This is a genomic window from Burkholderia cepacia (assembly GCF_001039005.1).
GTDB lineage: Bacteria > Pseudomonadota > Gammaproteobacteria > Burkholderiales > Burkholderiaceae > Burkholderia > Burkholderia theae.
The window spans coordinates 1-25,119 of the sequence record NZ_LDWR01000128.1; the positions used below are offsets into that span (position 1 = coordinate 1).

At 66.9% G+C, this 25,119-nt stretch carries 20 protein-coding genes and 2 pseudogenes; 9 read left to right on the forward strand and 13 right to left on the reverse strand.

What is annotated here, in order from left to right; genetic code table 11:
- Both VL15_RS43505 and VL15_RS38395 read right to left on the reverse strand, forming a co-directional pair.
- Window positions 1-439: pseudogene (locus VL15_RS43505) on the reverse strand (hypothetical protein); the annotation flags it as partial.
- Between the two features lie 59 nt (window positions 440-498).
- Window positions 499-2,055: a 3-hydroxyacyl-CoA dehydrogenase gene (locus VL15_RS38395; protein WP_048252111.1), complete on the reverse strand. Its 1,557-nt coding sequence runs from the start codon at window positions 2,053-2,055 to the stop codon at window positions 499-501.
- Between the two features lie 550 nt (window positions 2,056-2,605).
- Here VL15_RS38395 and VL15_RS38400 point away from each other — a divergent pair.
- Complete coding sequence (locus VL15_RS38400; RefSeq protein ID WP_048252112.1) at window positions 2,606-3,694, forward strand: calcium:proton antiporter; 1,089 nt, start codon at window positions 2,606-2,608, stop codon at window positions 3,692-3,694.
- 89 nt (window positions 3,695-3,783) lie between these two features.
- Here VL15_RS38400 and VL15_RS38405 read toward each other — a convergent pair whose 3' ends face one another.
- The 3 genes from VL15_RS38405 to VL15_RS38415 all read right to left on the reverse strand — a co-directional run bounded on the left by VL15_RS38405 (window position 3,784) and on the right by VL15_RS38415 (window position 7,296).
- The gene (locus VL15_RS38405) at window positions 3,784-4,911 is read right to left on the reverse strand and encodes a LysM peptidoglycan-binding domain-containing protein (RefSeq protein ID WP_048252113.1); all 1,128 of its coding nucleotides are present in this window, start codon (window positions 4,909-4,911) and stop codon (window positions 3,784-3,786) included.
- A 20-nt stretch (window positions 4,912-4,931) separates the two neighbouring features.
- On the reverse strand, window positions 4,932-5,705 hold the full coding sequence (locus VL15_RS38410) for a hypothetical protein (protein ID WP_048252114.1): 774 nt from the start codon (window positions 5,703-5,705) through the stop codon (window positions 4,932-4,934).
- Window positions 5,706-6,387: 682 nt separating this feature from the next.
- Window positions 6,388-7,296: a LysR substrate-binding domain-containing protein gene (locus tag VL15_RS38415; RefSeq protein ID WP_048252115.1), complete on the reverse strand. Its 909-nt coding sequence runs from the start codon at window positions 7,294-7,296 to the stop codon at window positions 6,388-6,390.
- Between the two features lie 113 nt (window positions 7,297-7,409).
- Here VL15_RS38415 and VL15_RS38420 point away from each other — a divergent pair, with 113 nt between their 5' ends.
- Both VL15_RS38420 and VL15_RS38425 read left to right on the forward strand, forming a co-directional pair.
- Window positions 7,410-8,348 (forward strand): 2-hydroxyacid dehydrogenase, encoded by a 939-nt coding sequence (locus VL15_RS38420; RefSeq protein ID WP_048252116.1) that lies wholly within the window; start codon window positions 7,410-7,412, stop codon window positions 8,346-8,348.
- Window positions 8,349-8,409: 61 nt separating this feature from the next.
- Entirely contained in the window at window positions 8,410-9,774 is a 1,365-nt protein-coding gene (locus tag VL15_RS38425; protein ID WP_048252117.1) for an MFS transporter, read from the forward strand.
- A 39-nt stretch (window positions 9,775-9,813) separates the two neighbouring features.
- On the opposite strand, the gene VL15_RS38430 is transcribed toward VL15_RS38425, so the two are convergent.
- On the reverse strand, window positions 9,814-10,782 hold the full coding sequence (locus VL15_RS38430) for a LysR family transcriptional regulator (protein ID WP_048252118.1): 969 nt from the start codon (window positions 10,780-10,782) through the stop codon (window positions 9,814-9,816).
- A 363-nt stretch (window positions 10,783-11,145) separates the two neighbouring features.
- Between VL15_RS38430 and VL15_RS38435 the strand changes: the two genes are divergently transcribed.
- From VL15_RS38435 to VL15_RS38450, 4 genes are all read left to right on the forward strand, one after another.
- A complete protein-coding gene (locus VL15_RS38435; RefSeq protein WP_048252119.1) occupies window positions 11,146-12,321 on the forward strand; it encodes an HPP family protein in 1,176 nt (391 codons plus the stop codon).
- Between the two features lie 115 nt (window positions 12,322-12,436).
- Window positions 12,437-12,850: a MarR family winged helix-turn-helix transcriptional regulator gene (locus VL15_RS38440; protein WP_048252120.1), complete on the forward strand. Its 414-nt coding sequence runs from the start codon at window positions 12,437-12,439 to the stop codon at window positions 12,848-12,850.
- A 20-nt stretch (window positions 12,851-12,870) separates the two neighbouring features.
- Window positions 12,871-14,658: a chloride channel protein gene (locus VL15_RS38445; protein ID WP_048252121.1), complete on the forward strand. Its 1,788-nt coding sequence runs from the start codon at window positions 12,871-12,873 to the stop codon at window positions 14,656-14,658.
- 513 nt (window positions 14,659-15,171) lie between these two features.
- Window positions 15,172-15,507 (forward strand): hypothetical protein, encoded by a 336-nt coding sequence (locus VL15_RS38450; protein ID WP_048252122.1) that lies wholly within the window; start codon window positions 15,172-15,174, stop codon window positions 15,505-15,507.
- 90 nt (window positions 15,508-15,597) lie between these two features.
- On the opposite strand, the gene VL15_RS38455 is transcribed toward VL15_RS38450, so the two are convergent.
- Both VL15_RS38455 and VL15_RS38460 read right to left on the reverse strand, forming a co-directional pair.
- On the reverse strand, window positions 15,598-15,918 hold the full coding sequence (locus tag VL15_RS38455) for a pyrimidine/purine nucleoside phosphorylase (RefSeq protein ID WP_006478890.1): 321 nt from the start codon (window positions 15,916-15,918) through the stop codon (window positions 15,598-15,600).
- 200 nt (window positions 15,919-16,118) lie between these two features.
- Entirely contained in the window at window positions 16,119-17,021 is a 903-nt protein-coding gene (locus tag VL15_RS38460; RefSeq protein ID WP_048252123.1) for a LysR substrate-binding domain-containing protein, read from the reverse strand.
- A 182-nt stretch (window positions 17,022-17,203) separates the two neighbouring features.
- Here VL15_RS38460 and VL15_RS38465 point away from each other — a divergent pair.
- Window positions 17,204-18,387 (forward strand): annotated as a pseudogene (locus tag VL15_RS38465) (M20 aminoacylase family protein).
- A gap of 42 nt (window positions 18,388-18,429) precedes the next feature.
- Window positions 18,430-19,749, forward strand: coding sequence for an MFS transporter (locus VL15_RS38470; protein WP_048252124.1), 1,320 nt, complete (start codon window positions 18,430-18,432; stop codon window positions 19,747-19,749).
- Window positions 19,750-19,843: 94 nt separating this feature from the next.
- Here VL15_RS38470 and VL15_RS38475 read toward each other — a convergent pair whose 3' ends face one another.
- From VL15_RS38475 to VL15_RS38495, 5 genes are all read right to left on the reverse strand, one after another.
- Window positions 19,844-20,947: a porin gene (locus VL15_RS38475; RefSeq protein ID WP_048252125.1), complete on the reverse strand. Its 1,104-nt coding sequence runs from the start codon at window positions 20,945-20,947 to the stop codon at window positions 19,844-19,846.
- A gap of 63 nt (window positions 20,948-21,010) precedes the next feature.
- A complete protein-coding gene (locus VL15_RS38480; protein WP_048252135.1) occupies window positions 21,011-21,430 on the reverse strand; it encodes a DoxX family protein in 420 nt (139 codons plus the stop codon).
- A 190-nt stretch (window positions 21,431-21,620) separates the two neighbouring features.
- Window positions 21,621-22,898 (reverse strand): cytochrome c, encoded by a 1,278-nt coding sequence (locus VL15_RS38485; RefSeq protein ID WP_048252126.1) that lies wholly within the window; start codon window positions 22,896-22,898, stop codon window positions 21,621-21,623.
- A gap of 2 nt (window positions 22,899-22,900) precedes the next feature.
- Entirely contained in the window at window positions 22,901-24,520 is a 1,620-nt protein-coding gene (locus VL15_RS38490) for a GMC family oxidoreductase (RefSeq protein ID WP_048252127.1), read from the reverse strand.
- Window positions 24,520-25,026, reverse strand: a complete 507-nt coding sequence (locus VL15_RS38495) for a sugar dehydrogenase complex small subunit (RefSeq protein WP_048252128.1) — start codon at window positions 25,024-25,026, stop codon at window positions 24,520-24,522. The genes VL15_RS38490 and VL15_RS38495 overlap by 1 nt, the downstream gene beginning before the upstream one ends.
- Between the last annotated feature and the right edge of the window lie 93 nt (window positions 25,027-25,119).

A 25,119-nucleotide genomic window follows, 5' to 3' on the forward strand; every position in this document is an offset into this window, starting at 1 on the left:
GACCGCCAGTCGCGATGAACTGCAGGCGCTGCAGCTCGAGCGCATGAAGTGGTCGCTGCGCCACGCGTACGACAACGTCCCGCACTATCGCCGCACGTTCGATGCGGCGGGCGTGCATCCGGACGACCTGAAGACGCTCGCCGATCTCGCGAAATTCCCGTTCTCGACGAAGAACGACCTGCTCGCGCGGCACCGCGAAGAGCCCGAACGGATAGTTGTCACGCAGGTCGTTCTTCGTCGAGAACGGGAATTTCGCGAGATCGGCGAGCGTCTTCAGGTCGTCCGGATGCACGCCCGCCGCATCGAACGTGCGGCGATAGTGCGGGACGTTGTCGTACGCGTGGCGCAGCGACCACTTCATGCGCTCGAGCTGCAGCGCCTGCAGTTCGTCGCGGCTGGCGGTCTCGATCGGCTCGAGGGCGGCGGCAGGGTGAGTCATCGGGGTGCTCCTCCAATGGAGTGATGTCGTTATCGTGATAGAAGTGACGGGGCCGGCGGCTACGACCGGAACGTGCGGCCGGCCGCATGCAGCGCGGCGATGCGCGGCGACACGCGATAGCGGTCCTCGCCGTAGCTCGCCGCGAGGTTCGACAGCACGCGAAACACGCGGCCGATGTCGATCGCATCGGCCCACGCGAGCGGGCCGCACGGGTAGTTCACGCCCTTCTCCATCGCGAGATCGAGATCGGCGGGCGAGCACACGCCCTGGTTCACCGTGTCGGCCGCCTCGTTCGCGAGCATCGCGACGGTGCGCATCGCGACCATTCCCGGCACGTCCGCGACGCCGACCACACGAAAACCCGCCTGCTGGATCAGGCCGACCGCGTCCGCATACGCCGCATCGCCGCACTGGAGCGCGCGCGTCAGCGCGACGAGCCCGGCCTGTGCGTAATCGCGCGCGAGGTCGACGAGCACGAGATCGGCCACACCGGTTTGCGCCGCACGCGCGGTTGCCGTCCGGCCGTCGGTCAGCGCGATCGATGCGCGGCCGGCCGTCGCGAGCAGGTCGTCCGGATGCGCGCCGGCCTGGCGGGCGAGCGCGATGCGTTCGGCGAAGCGCGCATGCAGCGCGGCGGCCGGGCCGTCCTGCGCGTACAGCACGACGTCGGTCGGCGCATCGCGCGGCGGTTCGAGATCGGGTGCGGGCGGCGTCGCGCCGTCCGCGTATGAATAGAAGCCGCGCCCCGACTTGCGCCCGAGGAAACCCGCGTTCACGAGTTCCTGCTGGATCAGCGACGGCGTGTAGCGCGGATCGTTGAAGTACGCGCGGAAGACCGACTCGGTCACCGCGAAGTTCACGTCATGGCCGATCAGGTCCATCAGCTCGAACGGCCCCATCCGGAAACCGCCGGCCTCGCGCATCACCGCGTCGATCGATGCCGGCGTGCCGCCCTGCTCGTTCAGCACGCGCAGCGCCTCCGCGTAATACGGGCGCGCGACGCGGTTCACGATGAAGCCGGGCGTCGATTTCGCCATCACGGGCTTTTTGCCCCACGCGGCGGCGGTCGCGTACAGGACCTGCGCGACCTCGGGCGCGGTCGCGAGCCCGCTGACCACCTCGACGAGCGCCATCAGCGGCGCCGGGTTGAAGAAATGCAGGCCGGCGACGCGTTGCGGCACGCGCAGCCCGGCCGCGATCGACGTGATCGAGATCGACGACGTGTTGGTCGTCAGCAGGCACGCGTCGTCGACATGACCCTCGAGGGTCGCGAAGATCTCGCGCTTCACGTCGAGCCGCTCGGCCGCCGCCTCGACGATCAGCGCGGCCCCCGCGAAGTCGGCCAGCGCGCGCACCGCACGGATCCGGTTGCCGGCCGCATCGGCCTGCGCCGGTTCGAGCCGGCCTTTCTCAGCAAGCCGCGCGAACTGCGCGCGGATGCCGGCCAGCGCCTTGTCGCAGGCCGCTTCGTTCAGGTCGTACAGCAGCACCGTATGGCCGGCCGCCGCCGCGACCTGCGCGATGCCCGCACCCATCGCGCCGGCGCCGATCACGCCGACGACGGCCGACGGCGCCAGCGCGCCCGAGTTCACCGAATGTGCAGAGGAAACAGCCATCGCTTGCGATCCGTCATGAAGTGGAGGTGCGAGCGATTATAAACCGACCGGTCGGTAGATTTATGTCAGGGCGAGCCCGAATTTGTCGTGCAAGAGACCGTTACGGAAACTGCAAAGACAAAAAAATGAAGGATTGGGGCACTTTTTGTAAACCGAAAGGTCAACGTAAGCGTTCGAATATGAGATAGTGGCCCCCAAACGCCTGATAAAATTCGACAAACCGCCGGATTTCAGGGGGAAACCGCGTGCTGCGCCACCACCGCTGTCCATCGTCCGCCGCCCTTTCAGGGTCGGAACCGAGCCTCCGGCCGGCGCGTCATCACGTGTGCTCGCGTCGCCGTCCGCGGCCAGCCGCATCGAACCGCTTCATCCAGCGACGGGCTTCGGCCCGCCCGCGCCCCTCGCCGCCTCATGGCGGCGAACGCATGGCAGCGCCGTTACGCGCCGCCACCCTTCGGTTTCATCGTCCTCGTTCGGCGGATAGTACGGCCGGGCTTCGTCACCCCGTGATGGCGCGTCGCGCGCCGCCACTCGCATAAGGAAACCCTCCATGCCGCTCTCGTCCAACCAGCTCCCGCGCTGGACCCTCTGGGCCCCGCTTGCCGCATGGCTGGTACTCGCGCTGTCGCGCGTCGTGCCGGCCGAAGGCCTCGTCATCGCGGTGCTTGCCGCCGCACTCGCCGGCGCCGTGTTCGCCGCCGTCCATCATGCGGAAGTCGTCGCCCACCGCGTCGGCGAACCGTTCGGCACGCTGGTGCTCGCGATTGCCGTGACCGTCATCGAAGTCGCGCTGATCGTGTCCGTGATGCTCGGCGCGGGCCCCGAGAAATCGGGCCTCGCGCGCGACACCGTATTCGCCGCGGTGATGATCATCTGCAACGGCATCGTCGGCATCTGCCTGCTGGTGGGCGCGTGGAAGCACGGCGAACAGGACTTCCAGGGGCGCGGCGCGAGCAAGGCGCTCGCGGTGCTGGCTTCGCTGTCCGTGCTGTCGCTCGTGATGCCGAACTACCTGAGCGCCGCGCCGGGCCCGTTCTTTTCGAAATCGCAGCTCGCGTTTGCCGGCGTATCGTCGCTCGTGCTGTACGGCGCATTCGTGTTCGTCCAGACCGTGCGCCACCGCGACTACTTCCTCGCCGCGCACGACAGCGCAAACGAGTCGGTGCACGCCGCGGCGCCGAGCACGCGTACCGCCATCATCAGCATGGTCCTGCTGTTCGTGAGCCTCGTCGCGGTCGTGCTGCTCGCGAAGCTGCTGTCGCCGGCCGTCGAGCACGCCGTGCTGAAGCTTGGCGCGCCCGAAGCCGCGGTCGGCATCGTGATCGCCGCGCTCGTGCTGCTGCCGGAAGCACTCGCGGCCGTCACCGCCGCGCGCGCGAACCGCCTGCAGACCAGCATGAACCTCGCGCTCGGTTCCGCGCTCGCGAGCATCGGGCTCACGATCCCGACTGTCGCGGCCGTGTTCATCTGGATCGGCCAGCCGCTCACGCTCGGCATCGGGCCGATGGAAACCGTGCTGCTGGCGCTCACCTTGCTGGTCAGCACACTGACGCTCAGCCAGGGGCGCACGACGGTGCTGCACGGCGTCGTGCACCTGTCGCTGTTCGCCGCGTACCTGTTCCTGTCGGTCACGCACTGACGCCCGAAAACGCGCGGCCCGGCGGATCACTCCGCCGGGCCGCGTTTTTTTACGTCCCTTCACCCGTCTTCGTTCACGTCACGCCATCGTTACCGGACCGGAATCACCAGATGCTGGCCCGCCAGGATCAGGTTCGGGTTGGCGAGGTTGTTGCGGCGCTGGATCTCGCGATAACGCTGGCCGCTGCCGAGCTTGCTCGCCGCGATCATGTTCAGCGTGTCGCCCGCCTTCACCACATAGGTGAGCTCGCCCGACGCGGCCGCGGTCGTCACCGCCTGGTCGCTGACGAAGTACTTGCGCAGCAGGTCGAGATACTGCGGCGACTGCTTGAGCTTCGCGATTGCGGCGTTCAGGTAGATCAGCAGATCCTGGTCGTCGGCGCGCACGCCGATCTTGTACGCGATGTTCGAGCCGTCGAGCTTGGTCACCGCGAACTTCAGGTCGGTGTCCTTGATCGAGCTGACCGCGAACGGGTAGTCGTAGATGAACGCGTCGACCGTATGGCCGTCGATGCTCTTCGCGATGAAGGCCGGATCGGAATCGTCGACCTCGACGAACCGGACGTTCGGATACTGGCGCGTGACGAACGCGCGCACGTCGGGGTCGCCCTTCAGGATGCCGACCGTCTTGCCCGCGAGATCGTCGATCGAGCGGATCGCGGAGCCTTGCCGCACGATCAGCGAATAGCCGAAATCGTCGACGTACGGCACCGAATAGACGACGCCCGAAGGCGTGTTGTCCGGGAACGTCAGCCCGTCCATCGCCACGTCGACGACGTGGTTCCCCTTGGCATCGGTGTCGAGCAGTTGCTTCGGCACGCCCGGGTACGTGTCGACCTCGTGACGCGTATCGACGGCGATCGGCTTGCCGCCGTGCGAGAACGACGGATCCGCGAACAGCAGCCGCGCGAATTCGACGTTGAAGCCGTGCGGGGCGCCCTTGTCCTCGCCGAAGAACGGCTCGCTCGGGTTCTGCACCGAGATCCGCACGATGCCGTTTTCGGCAATCGACTTCAGCGCGCTGGCCTGCGGCGTGAAGCCGGCCGGCAGCACGCTGGCCGACGGCTGCGCGGGCTGGCCCGTGTCGCCCGTCTGGGCGGACGTCGAGGACGGGGCCGCGTCATGCGCGGGAATCAGCGTCGACAGGCCGCCCTGATGGACGATCCATACGCCGACGAGCACTACCAGAAACGCGACTGCGCCAAGAAGTTTTTTCATGGTTGCGTGCCTGCAGGAAGTTATTGTTGTTTCGACGGCAACGAAGCGGGATTCGCCGCATCGGGCGCGGGCACATGGCTGCCGTTCATCACCGCCTGCTGCTGCGCCTGCTTGACCTCGGGGTTATCCATCAGCGACGTCTCCATTTCGGAGAACGCCTTGTTGACCGAGCGCATGACCGAATCGACGGCCACGTCGGTCTTGATCTGCTCGAACGTGTCGGACGCCTGCCGGCCCGCGAGCTTGTTCATCTGCTGCGCCGCCTGAGACATGTCCCACATCGCCTTCGCGCGGTCGATCGCCGACGCGAAGTTCTTCAGTTCCGCCTGCACCTGCTTGTAGCGGCCTTCGCGAAACGCGAGGAGCTGCTTCATCGTGTCGAGCTGCGACCGGAAGCGCGGCGCGTCGTCCGGATACTGCTTCTCGAACAGCTCCGTCTTGCTCTCGAAGTTCTTCACCTCGGTGCGGAACGCGGTGATGCTGTCCGCGAATTTCTGCGCCGCCTGGCGCTTTTCCGCGAGCTGGTTGATGAGCGTCTCGATCGGATTCGCCTGCGCCTCCTCGACGATCATCCTCACCTTCTGGTTCGCGAACTTCATCGCGACGACCGGCGCGAAATAGATCGCGCCGAGGCCGATGACGCCCGCCGTGATCAGCGCGATCATCCCCTTCAGGATGAACAGCGCGGCCGGTGCCGCGATCGCGACGCCGGCAATGATGATCGCCCACTTGACCAGCTTTACCTTGCCACTCCCCGAACTGCCGTTTGCTTCTTCATTCGAAAGCTGCGACATGAGTTTTTCTCCTTGAACCTCGAACCGAACTGCGTGAATTTGCTTCTTCAAGCTGAATCGAAATGCTTCGGACTCCGGGGCCGCCGGACGGTCAGGACAGCCGGCGGCGCAATACGACGACAGGCGCCGGCGGGCGTCACGAGACGCCGGTGTAGGTGCCGTTCAGGATGCGGTGATCGGGGGTAGCGGGCTGCGGCGCGATGCGGCGGGTCGGAGCGGCGCCGTTCATCGTCGCGGCCATCGCGCAAACGGGAGAGTGTACCGATGCACGGTACGAAACGGGATGACGGATACGTGACGCGACGGGCGTCGGGTGAAACGTAGTTCCGGCGGGCCGACGGAGGCGGGGCCGGTATTCCGGTACGAGTACGTAAAGGCTCATCGTTGTTCTTTTGCGTGTCGCGGGTGCAGGAACCGCGCGGCCGGCGCGTCCCGCTCCAAATGCACGGACGTATCCTGCGCCGACCGGCATGCAGCGTCAAGCGATCCGCGCGGCGCCTCCCGGAAGGTCGCGTGAACGAGTACGGCCCGCTCCGTTCCTGCGATGGAACACGGGCACCGCATCAGCTTTCGAAACGGAAAGGATTCCTGCGATCGATCCATCCCGCGCTCGCTCAGGATTGCTTGCCATCGCGGCACCGCAAGCTTCCGGATTGAAAGCTTGTGACACAACGCGAACGCGCTACGCCGCCGCGCCGTCCTGCTCCTGCGCGAGAAACCGTTCGACCATCGCGTTGAACACCGGCAGCGCCGGATTGTCGTTGTCGGCGCGCCACGCAAGATACAGCTCGGCCGCCGCGTCGACGCCCGCCAGCGGCCGGAACATCACGCCGTCGACGTGCAGCTCGCGCGCCGACGCCGGCACGAGCGCCGCCCCGAGCCCCGCGCGCACGAGGCCGAGAATCGTATGCGTCTGCCCGACGTAGTGCAGGTAGTTCGGCAGCCGCCCGGCGCCCGCGAACATCCCCGAGATCATGTCGTGGAAATACTTTCCCTCGTTCGGCGAATACGCGATGAACGGCTGCCGGTCGAGCTCGTCGGGGCCGATCTGCTCGTACGCGGCGAGCGGCGCGCCTTCCGCCACCGCGACGAGCATCGGTTCGCGCTGCACGAGCCGGTATTCGAGCGGCTGGCGCGCGGCGCGCTGGCGCACGAAACCCGCGTCGAGCATCCGCGACGCGAGCGCGTCGATCTGCACGGTCGACACCATCTCGCGCAACTCGATATCGACGTCCGGCAGCGCATGCGCCGCGTGCGCGAGCAACTCCGGAATCATCCGGTAGGCACTGACGGCCGTGAAGCCGAGCGTGATCCGGCCGGCCCCGCCGTGCGCGACGCGCTGCGCGGCCTGCTCGGCTCGTGCGGAGAATTCGAGGATGTGCCGCGCATCGCGCAGGAAGCGCTCGCCGGCCGCGGTCAGCCTGACCTGCCGGCTGCTGCGCTCGAGCAGCGCGATGCCGAGCGCGTGCTCGAGCAGCTGGATCTGCCGGCTGAGCGGCGGCTGGGTCATGAAGAGCCGCCTGGCCGCGCGGCCGAAATGCAGTTCCTCGGCGACCGCGACGAAGCAGCGAAGCTGGTGCAGTTCAATCATCCAATTCTTGAATCAATCGATAGTCTTTTGATGTTAGACCGATATCGATACGATTTCTATACTCGGTTGCACCTGATGCACGGCCCGCGCCGCGCACGACGACCGAGACCTTCATGACCATCGACATCCTGCTCACCCAGCCGCTCCCCGACGCCATCGACGCCGAACTGTCCGCCCGCTACGCCGTGCACCGGCTGTATGCGGCCGAACACCCGGACGCGCTGCTCGATCGCGTTGCATCGCGGATCCGCGGCGTCGTCACCGGCGGTGCGAACGGGCTGTCCGCCGCGCTGATGGACCGGCTGAGCGCGCTCGAAATCGTCGCGATCAGCGGCATCGGCACCGACGCCGTCGATCTCGACCGCGCGCGGGCACGCGGCATCCACGTGACGACGACGCCCGACGTGCTGACCGACGACGTCGCCGACATGGCGATGGGGCTGATCCTGATGACCCTGCGCGACCTCGGCATCGGCGAGCGGATTGTGCGCGCCGGCCGCTGGGGCAAGACGGCCCAGCCGCTCGCGACGCAGGTGACCGGCAAGCGGCTCGGCATCGTCGGCCTCGGCCGTGTCGGGCGCGCGGTCGCCGAGCGCGCGCAGGCGTTCCGGATGCCCGTCAGCTACTTCGGCCCGCGCGAACACCGCGACAGCGGCTATCGCTTCGTGCCCGACCTCGCCGCGCTCGCGCGCGACAGCGACGTGCTCGTGATCGCGGCATCGGCCGATCACGGCAACGTGCTCGTGACGGCCGACGTGCTCGCCGCGCTCGGTCCCAAAGGATTCCTGATCAATGTCGCGCGCGGCAAGCTGGTCGACGAAGCCGCGCTCGTGCGCGCGCTCGCCGACGGCACGATCGCCGGCGCCGGTCTCGACGTGTTCGCGAACGAGCCTCGCGTGCCGGCCGCGCTGCTCGAGCTCGACCGCGTCGTCGTGCAGCCGCATCGAGCGAGTGCCACGCGCGAGACACGCGACGAGATGGGCCGGATCGTGCTTGCCAACCTGGCCGCGTGCTTCGCGGGCCAGCGCCCGCCGACCAGCGTCACGCGCTGACCGCCGCACGCTCCCGTTACAACACCGGATGCCTCCGCACGACGGAGGCCAGGAGACACGCATGCCCAATCGATCCAGCGGCGCCGCCCTCGCCGCGTCGCCCGCCGCCTCGCGTACGATCGGCCGCGTCCGTTATGCCGTCCTCGCGCTGATTTTCGCGGTCACCGTCATCAACTATGCGGACCGCGCGACGATGTCGATCGCCGGCACCGGCGTTGCGCACGACCTCGGGCTGACGCCCGTGCAGCTCGGCATCGTCTTTTCGGCATTCGCCTGGGCCTATGCAATCGGCCAGATCCCCGGCGGCTGGCTGCTCGACCGCTTCGGCGCGCGACGCGTATACGGCCTGAGCCTGCTGCTGTGGTCGGGTTTCACGATGCTGCAGGGCACGGTCGGCTGGCTTGCCGTGCAGGGTGCGTCCGCGACGCTCGCGCTGTTCGCGATGCGCTTCATGCTCGGCCTCGTCGAATCGCCCGCATTCCCGGCCAATTCGCGAATCGTCGCATGCTGGTTCCCGACCGCCGAACGCGGCACGGCGTCGGCGCTGTTCAATTCCGCGCAATACATGGCCGTCGTGCTGTTCACGCCGGCGATGGCGTGGCTCACGCATGCGCTCGGCTGGGAACACGTATTCCTGTGGATGGGGCTGCTCGGCGTCGCGCTCGCCGCGCTGTGGTTCGCGTGGTATCGCGAGCCGCATGGCCACCCGCGCGTGAGCGACGCGGAGCGCGACTACCTGCGCGCACACGGCGCGCTCGTCGATCTCGAGGCGAACCGCGTGCGCCATCGGCCGCGCGTGTCGTGGCACGACGTGTCGCAACTGTTTCGCCACCGGAACCTGTGGGCGATCTATATCGGCCAGTACTGCATCACGGCGCTCACCTACTTCTTCATCACGTGGTTCCCGATCTACCTGATCAAGGGACGCGGGATGACGATCATGGAAGCCGGCTGGGTCGCCGCGCTGCCGGCGATCTGCGGGTTCACGGGCGGCGTGCTCGGCGGCGTGCTGTCGGACTGGCTGATCCGGCGCGGCATGCACCCGTCGCGGGCGCGCAAGACGCCGTTCGTCGTGGGGATGGCAATGGCGACACTGCTGGTGCTGGCGAACGGCGCATCGTCGAACGCCGTCGTGATCGCGCTGATGACGATCGCGTTCTTCGGCAAGGGGCTCGCGGCGGTCGGCTGGGCCGTGCTCGCCGACACGGCGCCGGAAGGGATGGTCGGCCTGAGCGGCGGCGTGTTCAACGGCCTCGGCAACATCGCCGGGATCGTCACGCCGCTCGTGATCGGTTATTTCGTCGCCAGCACGGGTTCGTTCGCCGGCGCATTGTGGTTCGTCGCCGCGCACGGGCTGATCGGCATCGTCGCGTACGCATGGCTCGCGGGCCGCTTCGAGCGGATTCGCATCACGCCGCGCGCATGAACCTGGCCGCGGCGCACGCGGTTCGGACCGTGCATGCCGTCAAGCGCGCTTGCGGCCGCCCGGCGTGTGCTCGATCTTCAACCGGTCGAGTTCGCGCAGGTCGTTCTCCAGCGCGGGCGTGAGCGTCGTGCGCAGGTGGTCGAGGAACGTGCGGATCTTCGCGTCGAGATAACGGCGCGTCGCGTAGACCGCATACACGCTCACCGTCTGCAGCCGGTACTCGGGCAGCACGCGAATCAACCGCCCCTCGCGGATGTCGTCGAGCACCGTATACAACGCGACGCACGCGATCCCGCGCCCGGCGCGCACCGCGACGCACAGCGCGTCCGGCACGTTGACCTGGAACGGTGCCGGCTGCAGTTCGTAGACAGTCTCCTCACCGTCGTTGCGCTCGAGCCGCCATTCGCCGGCCGGCGATGCGGGCGTATCGAGGCGCAGGCACACGTGGTTCGGCAATTCGTCGGGCGACTGCGGCGTGCCGTGACGCGCCAGGTATTCGCGCGACGCGACCAGCACGCTGCAGCTCGTGCCGCAGGTCTGCGCGACATAACCCGAGTCGGGCAACTGCGACGCCGTCACGATCGACACGTCGTAGCCCTCCTCGACGAGATTCGGCATCCGCTGCGCGAGCGTCAGTTCGACCGACACGTCGGGGTTGTCCTCCTGATAGCGGACGATCGACGACACGACATGACTCTGCCCGAGCCCCGTCATCGCATGGATGCGCATCTTGCCGCTCGGCCGCAGCAGCGCGTTGCGCGCCTCCGCGTTCGCGTAGTCGATTTCCGCGAGGATCGATTTCGCGCGCTCGAAATAGCGTTCGCCGCTTTCGGTGAGGCCGAGATGGCGCGTCGTGCGATGCAGCAGGCGCGTCTGTACGTGCGCTTCGAGGTTCGATACCGCGCGCGACACCTGCGCGGTGGTCGCGTCGATTTCCTTCGCGACCGCAGTAAAACTGCCGGCTTCGACAACGCGCACGAACAGGCGCATGTTTTCGAGCATGTCCATTGAATTGGCTTGGGGAGAGTCAGTGGGGAGGCGTCGGCGGCGCTCGCGTCAGGTGGGGAACGGAACGCGGCCGCGAACCACGTCGAATCGATCACCGTGCCGGGAGAAAGGCGGGAGAGCGGGCATCGCGTACGTGATTCTGGGATAACGGGGGATTCAGTGGCCCGAATTGTACGCCGCCGCGGACAAACTTGCGCGCTTGCCCGGCGCTCAAGCTTTCTTCCGAAGAAAGGTTTTTGCAAGTGTCGCGCGTCGCGCACGTGCAACGGCTTGATGCACCGCGACAATTTATATCACAACGCGATATAATTCCGCGCTTGTCGCCGCGCGCGTCCGCGCTGTCATTTTTACCGCTTACCGTCCATGTCGTCAGGCTCCTCTTCGTCGCGCCGCACCTTGCGGCAATGGCTGCACAGCTTCATTCCCCATCCGATGTCGCTCGGCTGGCGCGAGCGCCTGCGCTCGTGCACGGGCGCGCTCGTCGGCATCGCGACGGTCGGCGTCACGATGCGGCTGCTGCCCGGCGTGCCGGGCCTCGTGCCGCTGCTCGTCGCGCCGATGGGGGCGTCGGCCGTGCTGCTGTTCGCGGTGCCGGCGAGTCCGCTCGCGCAACCGTGGTCGATCATCGGCGGCAATCTGGTCGCGGCGACGGTCGGTGTCGCGTGCGCGTTATGGATCGCCGATCCGATCACGGCCGCCGCGGTCGCGATCGCGTGTGCGATCGGCGGCATGTTCGTGCTGCGCTGCGTGCACCCGCCGTCGGGCGCCGTCGCGCTCACGGCCGTGGTCGGCGGCCCGGCAATCCATGCGCTCGGGTTCAGTTTCGTGCTGGAGCCGATCGCGCTGCAATCGGCGATCCTGCTATCCGCCGCGCTCGCCTATCACGCGCTGACCGGGCACCGCTACCCGCACGGCGGCGTGCGTCCCGAAGCAAAACCGCAGGCAGGCGCCGCCGCCCCGGCGCGCGGCGGCTTCACGCGCAGCGACCTCGACGCGGTACTGAAGCGCCGCAGCGAATGGCTCGACGTCGATCCGGACGATCTCGAAACGCTGCTGCGCGAAACCGAGATGCAGGCTTATACGCGCACGTTCGGCCAGCTCACGTGCGCCGACCTGATGACGAAGAATGCGATCGAGGTCGCGCCGTCGACGTCGGTGACGGCCGCGCTCACGCTGCTCGACCGCCACCGCGTGAAGGCACTGCCCGTCGTCGACGGCGACGGCCGCCTGACCGGCATCGTCACGCGCGCCGACCTCACGCGCCAGTTGCGCCGCCCGACCCCGCTGTGGCAACGCCTGTCCGCACGGCTGCCGCAATCGCTCGGCGGCCAGCCCGCCAGCGTCGCCACCGTGATGACGCGCGACGTCGCGTTCGTGCCGCAAACGATGCCGATCACGGCGCTCGTGCCGCTGTTCACGCATTCGGGCCATCACCACATTCCCGTCGTCGACGCATCGCGCCGGCTCGTCGGGATCATGACGCAGACGGATCTCGTGACGGGCCTCTACCGGCAGACGCAAATGCTCGAGGCCGCTTAGCGCAGGCGCAACGCGCCGACGCGACGCGAGTGGATTCATTTCGCTTCAATTCGGCCATTTATATCATATTGTGATATATTTACCGCTACCGAAACCGACTGCCCGACCGACCTCGATGAACGATACCCGACGCGCGCTGAACAAAAGCGATTTCCAGCAACTGTCCGAGTTCCGCTACCAGATGCGCCGCTTCGAGCGCTTCTCCGAACGCGCCGCGCAAAGCGAAGGCGTGACGCCGCTGCAATACCTGCTGCTGCTGCACATCAAGGGTTATCCGCACCGCGAATGGGCGACCATCGGCGAGCTCGCGGAACGCCTGCAGGCGCAGCATCACGGCGTCGTCGCGCTGGTGACGCGCTGCGAGGGGCTCGGGCTCGTGAAGCGCAAGACGAGCGAAGCGGACCGCCGGCAGGTCGAAGTCCACCTCGAACAAGCCGGCGAGACGCTGCTCGCCCGCCTCGCGGCCATGCATCGCGCCGAGCTGAAGTCGCTCAAGGACGCGTTCCAGGTTCCCCAGATAGATTACTGACCCTTGCCTTTGCCACCCCGATGAACGCTCCACACAAACGCGATTTCTCGACAAACGACCGCCTGCCCAGGATCGCGTTGCTTGCCGCCGGGATCGGCCTCCTCAGCACGCTTGCCGCGTTCGTGCTGTTGAGCCTGATCCACCTGTTCACGAACCTCTTCTTCTTCCAGCAGTTCTCGTTCGCCGACCGCTCTCCCGCGAACAACACGCTTGGCGCGTGGGTGATCGTCGTGCCGGTGATCGGCGGGTTGATCGTCGGGATGATGGCACGCTTCGGTTCGGAAAAGATTCGCGGCCACGGCATTCCCGAAGCGATCGAGGCGATCCTGTTCGGCAAGAGCCGCATGTCGCCGAAGGTCGCGATCCTCAAGCCGCTGTCGTCCGGCGTCGTGATCGGCAGCGGCGGCCCGTTCGGCGCCGAAGGCCCGATCATCATGACGGGTGGCGCGCTCGGCTCGCTGATTGCGCAATGCGTGCACGTGACCGCCGCCGAGCGCAAGACGCTGCTCGTCGCGGGTGCGGCCGCCGGCATGACGGCCGTGTTCGGCACGCCGGTCGCCGCCGTGCTGCTCGCGGTCGAACTGCTGCTGTTCGAATGGCGTCCGCGCAGTTTCCTGCCGGTCGCGCTCGCGTGCGCGGTGGCCGGTTTTGCACGCGCGCTGTTCTTCGGCGTCGATCCGCTGTTTCCGCTGACCACGGCCGCGCCGACGCCCGTCGCGCTGCTGTCGTGCATCGTCGCGGGCCTGCTGTCGGGCATGCTCGCATGCGGCCTGTCGGCTGCGCTGTATCGCGTCGAGGACACCTTCGCGAAGCTGCCCGTGCACTGGATGTGGTGGCCCGCGCTCGGCGCGATCGTGATCGGCATCGGCGGCTGGCTCGAGCCGCGCGCGCTCGGCGTCGGCTACGACGTGATCGGCGACCTGCTGCACCAGCACATCGCGCTGAAGATCGCGCTCGCGCTGCTGATCGTGAAGGCCGTGATGTGGGTGATCGCGCTCGGCTCGGGGACGTCGGGTGGTGTGCTCGCCCCGCTGCTGATGCTCGGCGCGGGCCTCGGCACCGTGCTGTCGCCGATGCTGCCGGGCGGAGATCCGGCGCTGTGGCCGCTCGTGTGCATGGCCGCGACGCTCGGCGCGACGCTCGGCGCCCCGCTGACCGCGATCGTGTTCGCGTTCGGCCTCACGCACGATGCCAACGCGCTGCTGCCGCTGCTCGCGGCGACGCTCGTCGCGCACGGCTTCGCGACCATCGTGATGAAACGCTCGATCATGACGGAAAAGATCGCGCGCCGCGGTTATCACATCTATCGCGAATACGGCGTCGATCCGCTCGAACGGCATGACATCGCCGAAGTGATGACGTCGGCCGATCTGCTGGTCGCGATCGACGGCGCGTCGACGCTCGACACCGTCGAGTCGCAGTACTTCGGCGCGAAGCAGACGCACCGCGCGTACCCGGTCGTGCAGAACGGCCGCCTGCTCGGCCTCGTCGATCGCGCGACGCTCGACGCGCAGCGCGCGCAAGCCGGAGCCGACACGCCGATCTCGGGCGCGTTCGCCAACCGCGCGCCCGCCGTCGCGCTTGCGCACGAAACGTGCCGCGTCGTCGCGTCGCGACTCGCGATGCTCGGTCTCGAACGCCTGCCGGTCGTCGACGACGAGCAATCGCTGCGCATCACGGGCATCGTGTCGCGCAGCGACCTGATCAAGCCCGCGCTCCAGCATTTCGACGACGAACAGAAGCGCGAGCGCTTCCGCCCGGTCGTCCCGGTCAACCTGCGCGACGCCGGCACGCGCAAGGCCGGCTGACGCCGCGAGCCTGCGCGGCACGCCAGCCGCGCACGGCCCCCCTCACCCCACCTCGTTGCACGATGCAGCGCGCACCTCGCGCGCCGCATCGCATTCCGCTGCTTCCCGCGTTTAAAGTTGGTTAACAATCGAACCGACGAAAGTTTGTCATCATGGTATCCATGCGACGGGGCCAACAAACAATTCAGCCATTCCAATTCGCAATCACATAAAGAGTCGCGGCACGGCATGCACCGACATGCCGCTCGCCGTGGCCGTCACCTCACCTCACGACCGGGCAGCGCGCCGACCGGGCAACGCATGACGTCGTTGCCGCGTCACCCGTCCACCGACGGGCCGCACACGATGCATGTTGTGCCGCAGCAGCGCCACCAAGCACCGGAGCCTCCGTTTGGCAAGCGCGTTAACAACTTGTTTCGGAATAGCCGGAACCGTGCTTGTTCGATGCGATCTCACTTGCACGCAGTCCTGCTGCGCATCCCACTCAATCAATCACGACTCGAGGGAAATAACGTGAACGCAAAATACTTACCGCTCATCGCATTGACCGTGGCATTTTCTGCTCATGCAGCCGATTCTGCCCTGCAGAACGTGGGACAAAGCCAGAAACCCGCCGACCAGGTGGCGCAGTGCATCGCCAAGACCTGGGCCGACAAGTCGCAGCAACAGGTAACGTCGCAGTACGAACTGGCGAACGGCCTCGCGATGGCCGTTTATGCGCCGGGCCAGCAGCCGCCGAACGGTGCCGCCGCCGTGGTGCGTCCGGCCAACGCCGCGAACGCGAAAACCTGGGTCGGTTTCCGCGGCGGCGATACATCGTCGGCCGGCGACATCAACGCCTGCCTGTAAGTCACGAGAACAGGCGCTTCGGATGGCCTTGCGCCATCCGCTTGCGACAGCCCCGCTTCGGCGGGGCTTTTCTTTTTCTGCCGCCCGCGCTTACAGGTAGCTGCAGACGTAATCGAGCGTCTCGAGCACTTCGATGTCGAAGCGGCTCTTGCCCGGCACCGAGAACGATTCGCCGGCGCCGTAGGTCTGCCACTCGCTGCTGCCGTCGAGCTTCACGCGGCACTTGCCGGCCTGCACTTCCATCAATTCGGGGGCGTCCGTGCCGAAGTTGAGCGCGCACGGCAGGATCACGCCGAGCGTCTTGCGCGTGCCGTCCGGGAAGAGCACGGTATGCGACACGCACTTGCCGTCGAAGTAGACGTTTGCGCGCTTGACGACCGATACGTTGTCGAATTGGGTTGCACTGGTCATGTGATGCCTCTGATTGCTGGATGCCGGATGGCGATGTTGTTGGAGGCCGGCCGGAGCGGCGGGCCGGTCGCTATGATACCGGCTCGCGCGACGCACGCCGCAACCGCACGCCGCTACGCCCGCGTCATCCCGTGAAACGGCAGCGGCGCCAGATCATCAGGATCACTACGCGATGACGCTCGCGATCGGCAGGCATCGGCTTACCGCAGCCCCTTGCGTCGCGCGGAATCGCGCAGGCAGTCGAGCAGCATCGCCGCGGCCGGCGTCAACGGGCTGTCGCGACGCGTCACGACCTGCACCGACACGGCCGGCAACCGCTCGCGAATCGGCAGCACCGCCAATTCATCGCGCGCCCACTCCCCTTCCAACAGCTGCTCCGGCATCGACGCAATCAGGTCGCAACCCGTCAACAGACGGTGCGCGAGCCCGAAGCTCGGGCATTCGACGACGCGCGCCGGCACCGGCAGACCGTACGTGACGAACGAATTGAACAGCGCCTGCGTCGAGCTTTCCGGCGACGGATTCATCAGCCAGTCGGCCTCGACGAGATCGGCGAGCGACGTGGCCGACGCGAGCGGATGCCCCTTGCGCGCGACGATCAACGAACGGCTCGCATAAAGCTCCGCATGATCGAACTCGGCCGCCAGCAATTCGGGCACGACGACGACCACCGCGAAATCGAGCGAACCGTCGTGCAGGCGTGGCAGCGCGACGCCCGGAAACCCTTCGATCAGGTTGACGCGCGCCACCGGAAAGCGCCGCCGGAACGCGCGAAACGCATCGGGCAGGATCGTCACGGCGGCGGCCGGCGTGATCGCCGCCGAGACGGAGCCCGTCAGCGCCCCCTGCGCCTGCTCGATGTCGTCGCGGGCACGCTGCATCTCGGCGACGATCAGCCGCGCGCGCACCTGCAGTTGCTGACCGAACGCGGTGAGTTGCACACCACGCGCGGTACGCACGACGAGCGACACGCCGAGCGCGATCTCCAGTTCCTTGACCGCCTTCGTCAGCGCCGCCGGCGACACGTTCAGGCGCCGCGCGGCCGCGCGAATACTCCCTTCTTCCGCGACGGTGACGAACGCTTTCAACTGATGGTATTTCATGGCGGCAATGCGTGATCCGTGGAAACCCTGTACCCGACCGTGCGTACCGGTTCAGGGTATTCCCGAGCGGCAACCGGTGGTGTGCACCAAAGCAATTTATCAGCTTCTAGTGAGCAAAAGAAATTTATATGCTCTCTCGTCATATGCACGACAAACGCCCCACCTGCCCCACAGGAGAGACCATGCTGCAAGCCGTGAACCCCGTCATCCCCGGCATCGCCGCGATCGCCCCCGAGCTGGTCGAGGTGCGCCGCCGCATCCACGCGCATCCCGAACTCGCGTTCGAAGAGACGCTCACGAGCGATCTCGTTGCCGAGTTGCTCGCCGGCTGGGGTTACGAAGTGCATCGCGGCATCGGCAAGACGGGCGTCGTCGGCGTGCTGCGCGAAGGACAAGGCACGCGCACCGTCGGACTGCGCGCCGACATGGACGCGCTGCCGCTCGCCGAAGCCACGGGCCTGCCGTACGCGAGCCGCCATGCGAACAAGATGCATGCATGCGGCCACGACGGTCACACCGCGATGCTGCTGTGCGCGGCGCGCCACCTCGCGGCGACGCGCCAGTTCTCCGGCACGCTGAACCTGATCTTCCAGCCGGCCGAGGAAAACTTCGGCGGCGCGAAGTCGATGATGGACGACGGCCTGTTCGATCGCTTCCCGTGCGACGCGATCTTCGCGATCCACAACATGCCGGGCCGCGCGGCCGGCGACATGGCGTTCCGCACCGGCGCCGCGATGGCGTCGGCCGACCGCGTGACGATCACGCTGCGCGGTGTCGGCGGCCACGGCGCGATGCCGCACTTCGCGCGCGATCCGATGTCGGCCGCGGGCAGCATCATGGTCGCGCTGCAGACGATCGTCGCGCGCGAGGTCGACGCGCAGCATGCGGCCGTGATCACGGTCGGCAGCGTGCAGGCCGGCGAGACGTTCAACATCATTCCCGAAACCGTCGTGATGAAGCTGTCGGTGCGCGCGCTGAACGCCGACGTGCGCGCGCTGCTCGCGCGCCGCATCGAAGCGCTCGTGAAAGGCCAGGCCGAAAGCTTCGGCATCACGGCGGAAGTCGACTACGACTACGGCTACCCGGTGCTCGTCAATCACGCGGAACCGACCGCATTCGCGGCGGACATCGCGCGCCAGATGCTCGGTGCCGAACGCGTCGAAACCGACGCCGCGCCGCTGATGGGCAGCGAGGATTTCGCGTTCATGCTCGAAGCACGCCCGGCTGCTACGCGTTCATCGGCAACGGGATCGGCAGCAAGGGCGGCTGCATGGTGCACAACCCCGGCTACGACTTCAACGACGACATCCTCGCGATCGGCGCGAGCTACTGGGTTCGCGTCGCCGAAGCCTGGCTCGCGGCCTGACGGCCCTTCACCACGCAGTTTCGCGCTTACCGGGGGAACCCCATGGAAACGTCTGCCCTTTCGCTCGCCGGCACGCCGCCCGATACACACGCCGCCGCGAAAAAGCGCCGGCTGATCGCCGCCGCCGCCGTCGGCAACGCGCTCGAGTTCTACGACTTCACGGTCTACAGCTTCTTCGCAATCCTGATCGGCAAGCTGTTCTTTCCCGTGCATTCGTCGTTCGGGCAGCTGATGCTCGCGGTCGCGAGCTTTGGCGTCGGCTTCGTCACGCGTCCGCTCGGCGGGCTCGTGATCGGCATGTACGCCGACCGCGCCGGTCGCAAGAAGGCCATGATCCTGACGCTGCTGCTGATGGCGCTTGGCACCGCAACGATCGCGGTCGCGCCGACCTTCGCGCAGGTCGGCATCGCCGCGCCGCTGCTGCTCGTGCTCGCGCGCCTGCTGCAAGGGTTCGCGTCGGGCGGCGAAGTCGGCGCGTCGACCACGCTGCTGCTCGAACAGGCGCCGCAGCATCGGCGCGGCTTCTATGCGTCGTTCCAGTTCTCGAGCCAGGGGCTTGCCGCGCTCGCGGGCGCGCTCACCGGCGTCGCGCTGACGTCGACGCTGACTGCCGCGCAGCTCGAAAGCTGGGGCTGGCGCGTGCCGTTCATCATCGGCACGCTGTTCGTGCCGCTCGGCTACTGGCTGCGCCGCACCGTCGAGGAAGTGCCGGCTGCCGCGCCCGCCGCCGCGCATGACGAGCCGGTCGCGTCGCTGCCGCTCGCCGACGTGCTGCGCCATCACGGCAAGGCCGTGTTCGCGGGGCTCGGCGTGACGATCGGCGGCACGTCGATCCACTACATCATCGTGTTCTACATGGCGATCTACGGCGTGCAGGTGCTGCACCTGCCGACCTGGCTGTCGATGACGGCCGGCTGCGTCGCCGGCGCGATCCTGATGCTGGTGACGCCGATCGGCGGCCATCTGTCCGATGTCTACGGGCGCAACCGGATCATCTGGTGGACCCGCATCGTGCTGATGGTCGCGGTGTATCCGGCGTTCATCGCGCTGAACCGCTGGCCGGGCGCCGCGTCGCTGCTGTCGATCATCGCGGCGCTGTCGATCGTGCATGCGATCAATGTCGGCGCGACCGGCGCGGTGCTCGGCGAACTGTTTCCGCGTGCGGTGCGCGCGACCGGCGGCGCGCTCGTGTACAGCGTCGGCGTCGCGATCTTCGGCGGCTTCGCGCAGTTCTTCGTCACGTGGCTGATCGCGGCGACCGGCAACCCGAATGCGCCCGCGTGGTATGCGATCGGCTGCGGCGCGTGCACGCTGCTCGCCATCCGCTGCATGGACGAAAAGGCCGGGAAGGCACTCGACTGAACGACGGTCGATGCGGCCGGCAGCCGCGCGCCGTCAACGAAAAAGGCACGGGTTCGACGCCCCGTGCCTTTTGCACATCTGGCGCCGCTCGCGCTCAGAACGTATGCATCATCCCCACATACGCACCCGTCTGCGACTCGCCCGTCAGCGGGCTCGTGCCCGACGTCGCATCGCGCGGCGTCGCGAGCAGCGAGAAGTTCGAGTTGCCGCCGTTGCGTACGTACGCGACCGTGCCGTACAGGAACGTGCGCTTCGACAGGTTGTACGTGGTGCCGAGCACATACATCATCGCGTGGCCCGACGGATCGTGCGACGCATCGCCGCCGCCGTCGCCGACCTTCACGTAGTACCCGCCGCCCGTCACGGCCCACTGCGGCGTCGCGGTGTAGGTCGCGCCGAGCCAGTAGTGATCGGCGCGATCGGCGACACCGGCCGGGCTGTCCGGCGCCTGATAGTGCGTATAGGCGCCCTGGATCTTGAACTTCGACACCTTCACGTTCGCGCCGACGAAGTACTCGCGCGACGCGGTGAAGATGTTGCTGAACTTGCCGTTGTTGTCGCGCAGCTCGTCGTAGATGCCGCGCACGTCGAGCAGCGGCGAGTGGTACGAGATCATGATCCCGTCCGAGCGGCCGAAATCGTCGGCCGCGCCGTAGTTGAAACCGCGCGACTGGTTGCCGAACGCGTATTGCGCCTGCACGTCGAAACCGCCGATCACCGGGCTGTGATATTCGATGTTGTTGCTGGTCTGCTGCCAGTTGCGGCCGCGCACGAGCGACGCGGACGAAAACGCCTGCTGCACGAACGGATCGAATTCCCACACGCCGTCGCTGTCGATGAACAGGTTACGGCCGGCCTGCAGCTGGCCCCACGTATTGCTCTTCAGGCCGACATACGCGCGCCGCGACCACATGCGTCCGCCGCCCGTCTGGCCGTTCATCACCTGGAACGCGGTTTCGAGATCGAAGACCGTCGACAGCCCGCCGCCCAGATCCTCGATGCCCTTCAGGCCGAACATGCTGGTGCCCCAGTCGCCGCTTTCCGCGGCCCAGCGCGACTTGCTGCCGTTCGGCGTCGCGATGTGGTTCAGGTACTCGATGCCGCCGTCGACACGGCCGTACAGCGTGACGCTCGTTTGTGCGAAAGCGGCCGCCGGCGTGGCGGCCGCAATCAGCCATGCGAAATGTTTGAGTCGCAAAATGATGCCCCCTCGGAATCTCGACCATCCGACGCGTGCCCCATGCGCGCGCCCAGGGTCTGTTTATCCGCGATCGATCGAAAAACGCCCGGGGCCCGCTGCGCAGAGCGCGAGCAGGCCGCCCGAGATCGCGATGTTCTTGTAGAAATGAATCATGTTGTTGATCTGCTCGCCGCCCGTCATCGTCCAGTAGTGGTGGCCGATGATACCGGTGCCGATCGTATACAGCGCAAGCAGCAACGCAAGTGCGCGCGTCTGGAAGCCGACCAGGATCGCGATCCCGACGAACAGCTCCATCACGACGGAGATCGCGGCGGACATGATCGGCGCGGGCGCGCCTTCCGAGCCCATGAACGCGATGGTACCGGGGAAGTCGATGATCTTCTTCCAGCCGAACATCACGAACAGGATCACGAGGAGGATGCGGGAAAGCAGCAGCAGCACATCGCGTTGGGACGCGAGAAACGGTTGATTCGGTGTCATGGTGTCGATCAACGAAAACGATGCGCGGCTGGCGCACCGGATTGCCAGTGAACCGGGACGGGCCGCCGCCTGCGCTGCCCGCCCCGCTCTGCAACAACCGGCATCGGGGTCCGCCCGATGTGCTGTGCTCCTCCTCTTGTTCGATGCCGCTCTTCTTCGATATTGCCCTGCCGCGTCGTCGCGCGCCGCGTCAACGCAGCTTCGCGACGTCCTGCTCGGTCACCTTCGCGGCCGGATTGCCGAACTGCCCGGTCAGGTAGTTCGTCAGCGCGGCGATCTGCGCATCCGACAGCTCGTAGCGGAACGCCGGCATGCCGACATCCTCGCTGCCGGCCTTGCGCTGCACGCCGTTCAGGATCACCTGCACGAGGTTGGTCGGATTCGACGCGCCGACCGTCGAGTTGTGGAACAGCGACGGGTAATAACCGTCCGGCGTGCCCTTGCCCTGCATCTGATGGCAGGTCGCACAGTTGCCGAGATACAGCCGCGCGGGATCGATGCCGGACGATGCGAGCGCGACGCCGCGCAGCTTCAGGCCGTCCTCGGCCGGCTTGCCCCACGACGAGCGCGACTGCTTCGCGTCGCCGCTGGCAACCGCCGGCACCGTGCGGATGTACGTCGAGATCGCGCCGATGTCGGATTCCGTCATCTTCGAGAAGCTGTGCTCGACCGCCTCGGCCATCGGACCGGCGGCCTGCGCGACACCCGGCACGCTGCCGGTGCGCAGGTACTGGACGAGCTGCTGCTGCGTCCAGCCGCCGATCCCCGCATTCGGGTCGGACGTGATGTTGTAGCCGTCCCAGCCCGCGAGCACCGAGCCCGACAGGAAGCTGCCGCCCGTCTCGTCGAGCGACTTCTCCTGCAACGCGATGCCGCGCGGCGTGTGGCACGTGCTGCAGTGCGCGAGGCCCTGCACGAGATACGCGCCGCGGTTCCACTCGGCGCTTTGCGCCGGCTTCGGCTCGTACGCGCCATCCTTCAGGAACAGCCAGTTCCAGATCTTCAGCGGCCAGCGCATGCTCAGCAGCGCGGGGATCTCGTTCTTCGGCGGCGCCTGCTTGACCGGTTCGACGCCGTGCATGAAGTACGCGTACAGCGCCTGCACGTCGTCGTCGTTGATCTTCGCGTACGACACGTACGGCATCGCCGGGTACAGGTTGTCGCCGTTCTTCGACACGCCGTGACGCACCGCGCGCTCGAAGTCGTCGAACGTCCAGTTGCCGATGCCCGTATCGGGATCGGGCGTGATGTTGCTCGAGTAGATCTTGCCGAGCATCGGCACCGGCATCCCGAGGCCGCCCGCGAACGGCTTGCCGCCCTTCGCGGTGTGGCACGCCATGCAGTCGCCCGCGATCGCGAGGTATTCGCCGCGCTTGACCAGCGCCGGATCGGCCGCGTCGGCCGCGCGTGCGAGACCCGGCAGCGCGAGGCAGCCGGCGACGAGGAAGGTGAGAGTAGATTTCCGCACGGTCAGACTTCCTTCTTCAGCGTGTCCGACATCCGCAGCGCGAGCGCCGCGATCGTCAGCGTCACGTTCACCGTACCGACGGTCGGCATCGTCGAGCTGCTCGAGATGAACAGGTTCGGATGGTCGAACGTGCGGCAGTCCTTGTCGACGACCGAGTCGCGTGCATCCGCGCCCATGATCGTCGCGCCCGTGATGTGGTTGTTCGGCGCGAACTCGTCGTTGAAGACGACTTCGGTACCGCCCAGCACCTTCGCGGCCGTCGCGTAGACCTCGCGCGTGTGCACGGCGCCGCGCTTCACGTAATCGTCGATCGCGTACGTGATCTCGGGGCGCGGGATGCCGATCGCGTCGGTGGCCGTCTTGCTCGGCACGATGCGGTTCTCGGGTTGCGGCAGGATTTCGTGGAAGCAGTCGAACTCGACGAAGCGCGCGGAGCGGTCGCGGATCTGCGCATCGAGCTCCTCGGGCTTCATCAGCTTGCCGCCCTTGAGGATCTTCTGCGTCTCCTGGTTGATGCGCGACATGTTCGACAGGTGGATCTTCTTCGCGGCTTCGGTCGCGCGGAACGGGCCGTCGCGGAAACCGATCAGCGACGTCATCTCCTGCGGGCCGCGGCCCGGCCACAGCTTGTCGTTCGCGTAGAACGACACGCCGGTGCCCGGGTGGTCCATCAGGTTGCGGCCGACCATGTCGGAGCTGTTCGCGACGCCGTTCGGGAAATCGCGGTTCGCCGACATCAGCAGGATCTTCGGCGTCTCGATGCCGTTCGCGGCCACCACGAAGTACTTGCCTTCGACGCGATGGTCGGCGCCCGACTTGTCCTTGTAGACCGCGGCGGTGATGCGCTTGTCCGGCCCGGTTTCGAGCTTGTAGACGACCGCGTTCTCGATCAGCTTCGCGCCGGCCTGCTCGGCCTTCTCGACGTGCACGATGCCGTTGTACATCGCGCCGATCGGACAGATCGGCATGCAATTGTTGTTCCCGCAACAGGTTGGCCGGCCGTCGTACGGGCGGCTGTTGCGCGCGACCGGCTCGGTCACCACGTGGAACTTCGGGTCATAACCGTTGAGCGCGCTCTTGATCGTCTGCTCGTTGAACGACAACGGCAGCGGCGGCATCGGGTACGGCGCCTTGCGCGGCGAGTAAAGATCTTCCTCGGGGCCCGGGCCCCACACGCCGAGTTCTTCCTCGGCACGCTGGTAATAATGCTCGAGGTCGTCGTACTGGATCGGCCAGTCGCGGCCGACGCCGTACACCGTCTTCATCTTGAAGTCGTTCGGGATGAAACGCCACGCCGACGCGGCCCAGTGCCACGTCGTGCCGCCCACCGCGCGGATGTACTGCGAGTTGAACTTGTGCTCGCCCTTCAGGATCAGGTAGTCGTTCGGCGGGCCGTATTCCGGATGCGGCGCCCACGCGCTCGACGGGTACGGCGCCATGAAGTCCGTCTTGTCGGGCTGGTTGCGAAAGCGCTCGACGATTTCCCAGCGCGGCATGCGCGGGCCGGCTTCCAGCAGGATCACCGACTTGCCCGCCATCGCGAGCTGGTGTGCAACGATCGCGCCTGCGACACCCGATCCGACGACGACGACGTCGGCCTTTTGCGTATCGGTATCCGCCATCAGGCTTGCCTCTCGATCGGTTTTTCGGCCCAGAAGCCGGGTTTGTTGGGGCAATACGAAGGGATCACGAGCGTATCGGATACGACGCTGAACATTAATGCTTCTTCGTAGGTAATCACGACGTTGTCGACGATGCCGAGATACCACGCTTCGAGAATCTTCAGCGCGAGCGCTTCCTGATCGGGATTCAGCGAGCCGGACGCGAGTGCGCCGGCGAGTTGCGGCAAGCTGTCGGCCGTCTTGAACGAACCCTTCTGCAATGCCTGCAGGAAGCGCTGGCCGAGCACGCGGCTCAGCCCCTTCTTGCCGGTCAATGCTTCGGAAAGCGTCATGAACGTATCGAGCGGCGCGGTGCCGGGATCATCGGCCAGGGCCCGCAACGCCAGCGAGCCCGTGAGGCCCGCCGCCGTCAGCGCCAGTGCGCCCTGCAGCCATTGACGCCGCGTGATGCCGGTTGCGGTTGCGTCGCCGTTGCGACGCGAGTGGGGGGTGTTGTCGTTGTGCATGTTTCCTTCTCTCGAACACCGGATTCGGGAAAACCACGCTTGATATTTCTCAAACATTGGCGCGGACCTGAAATGTACGCGCTCAAATCGGAT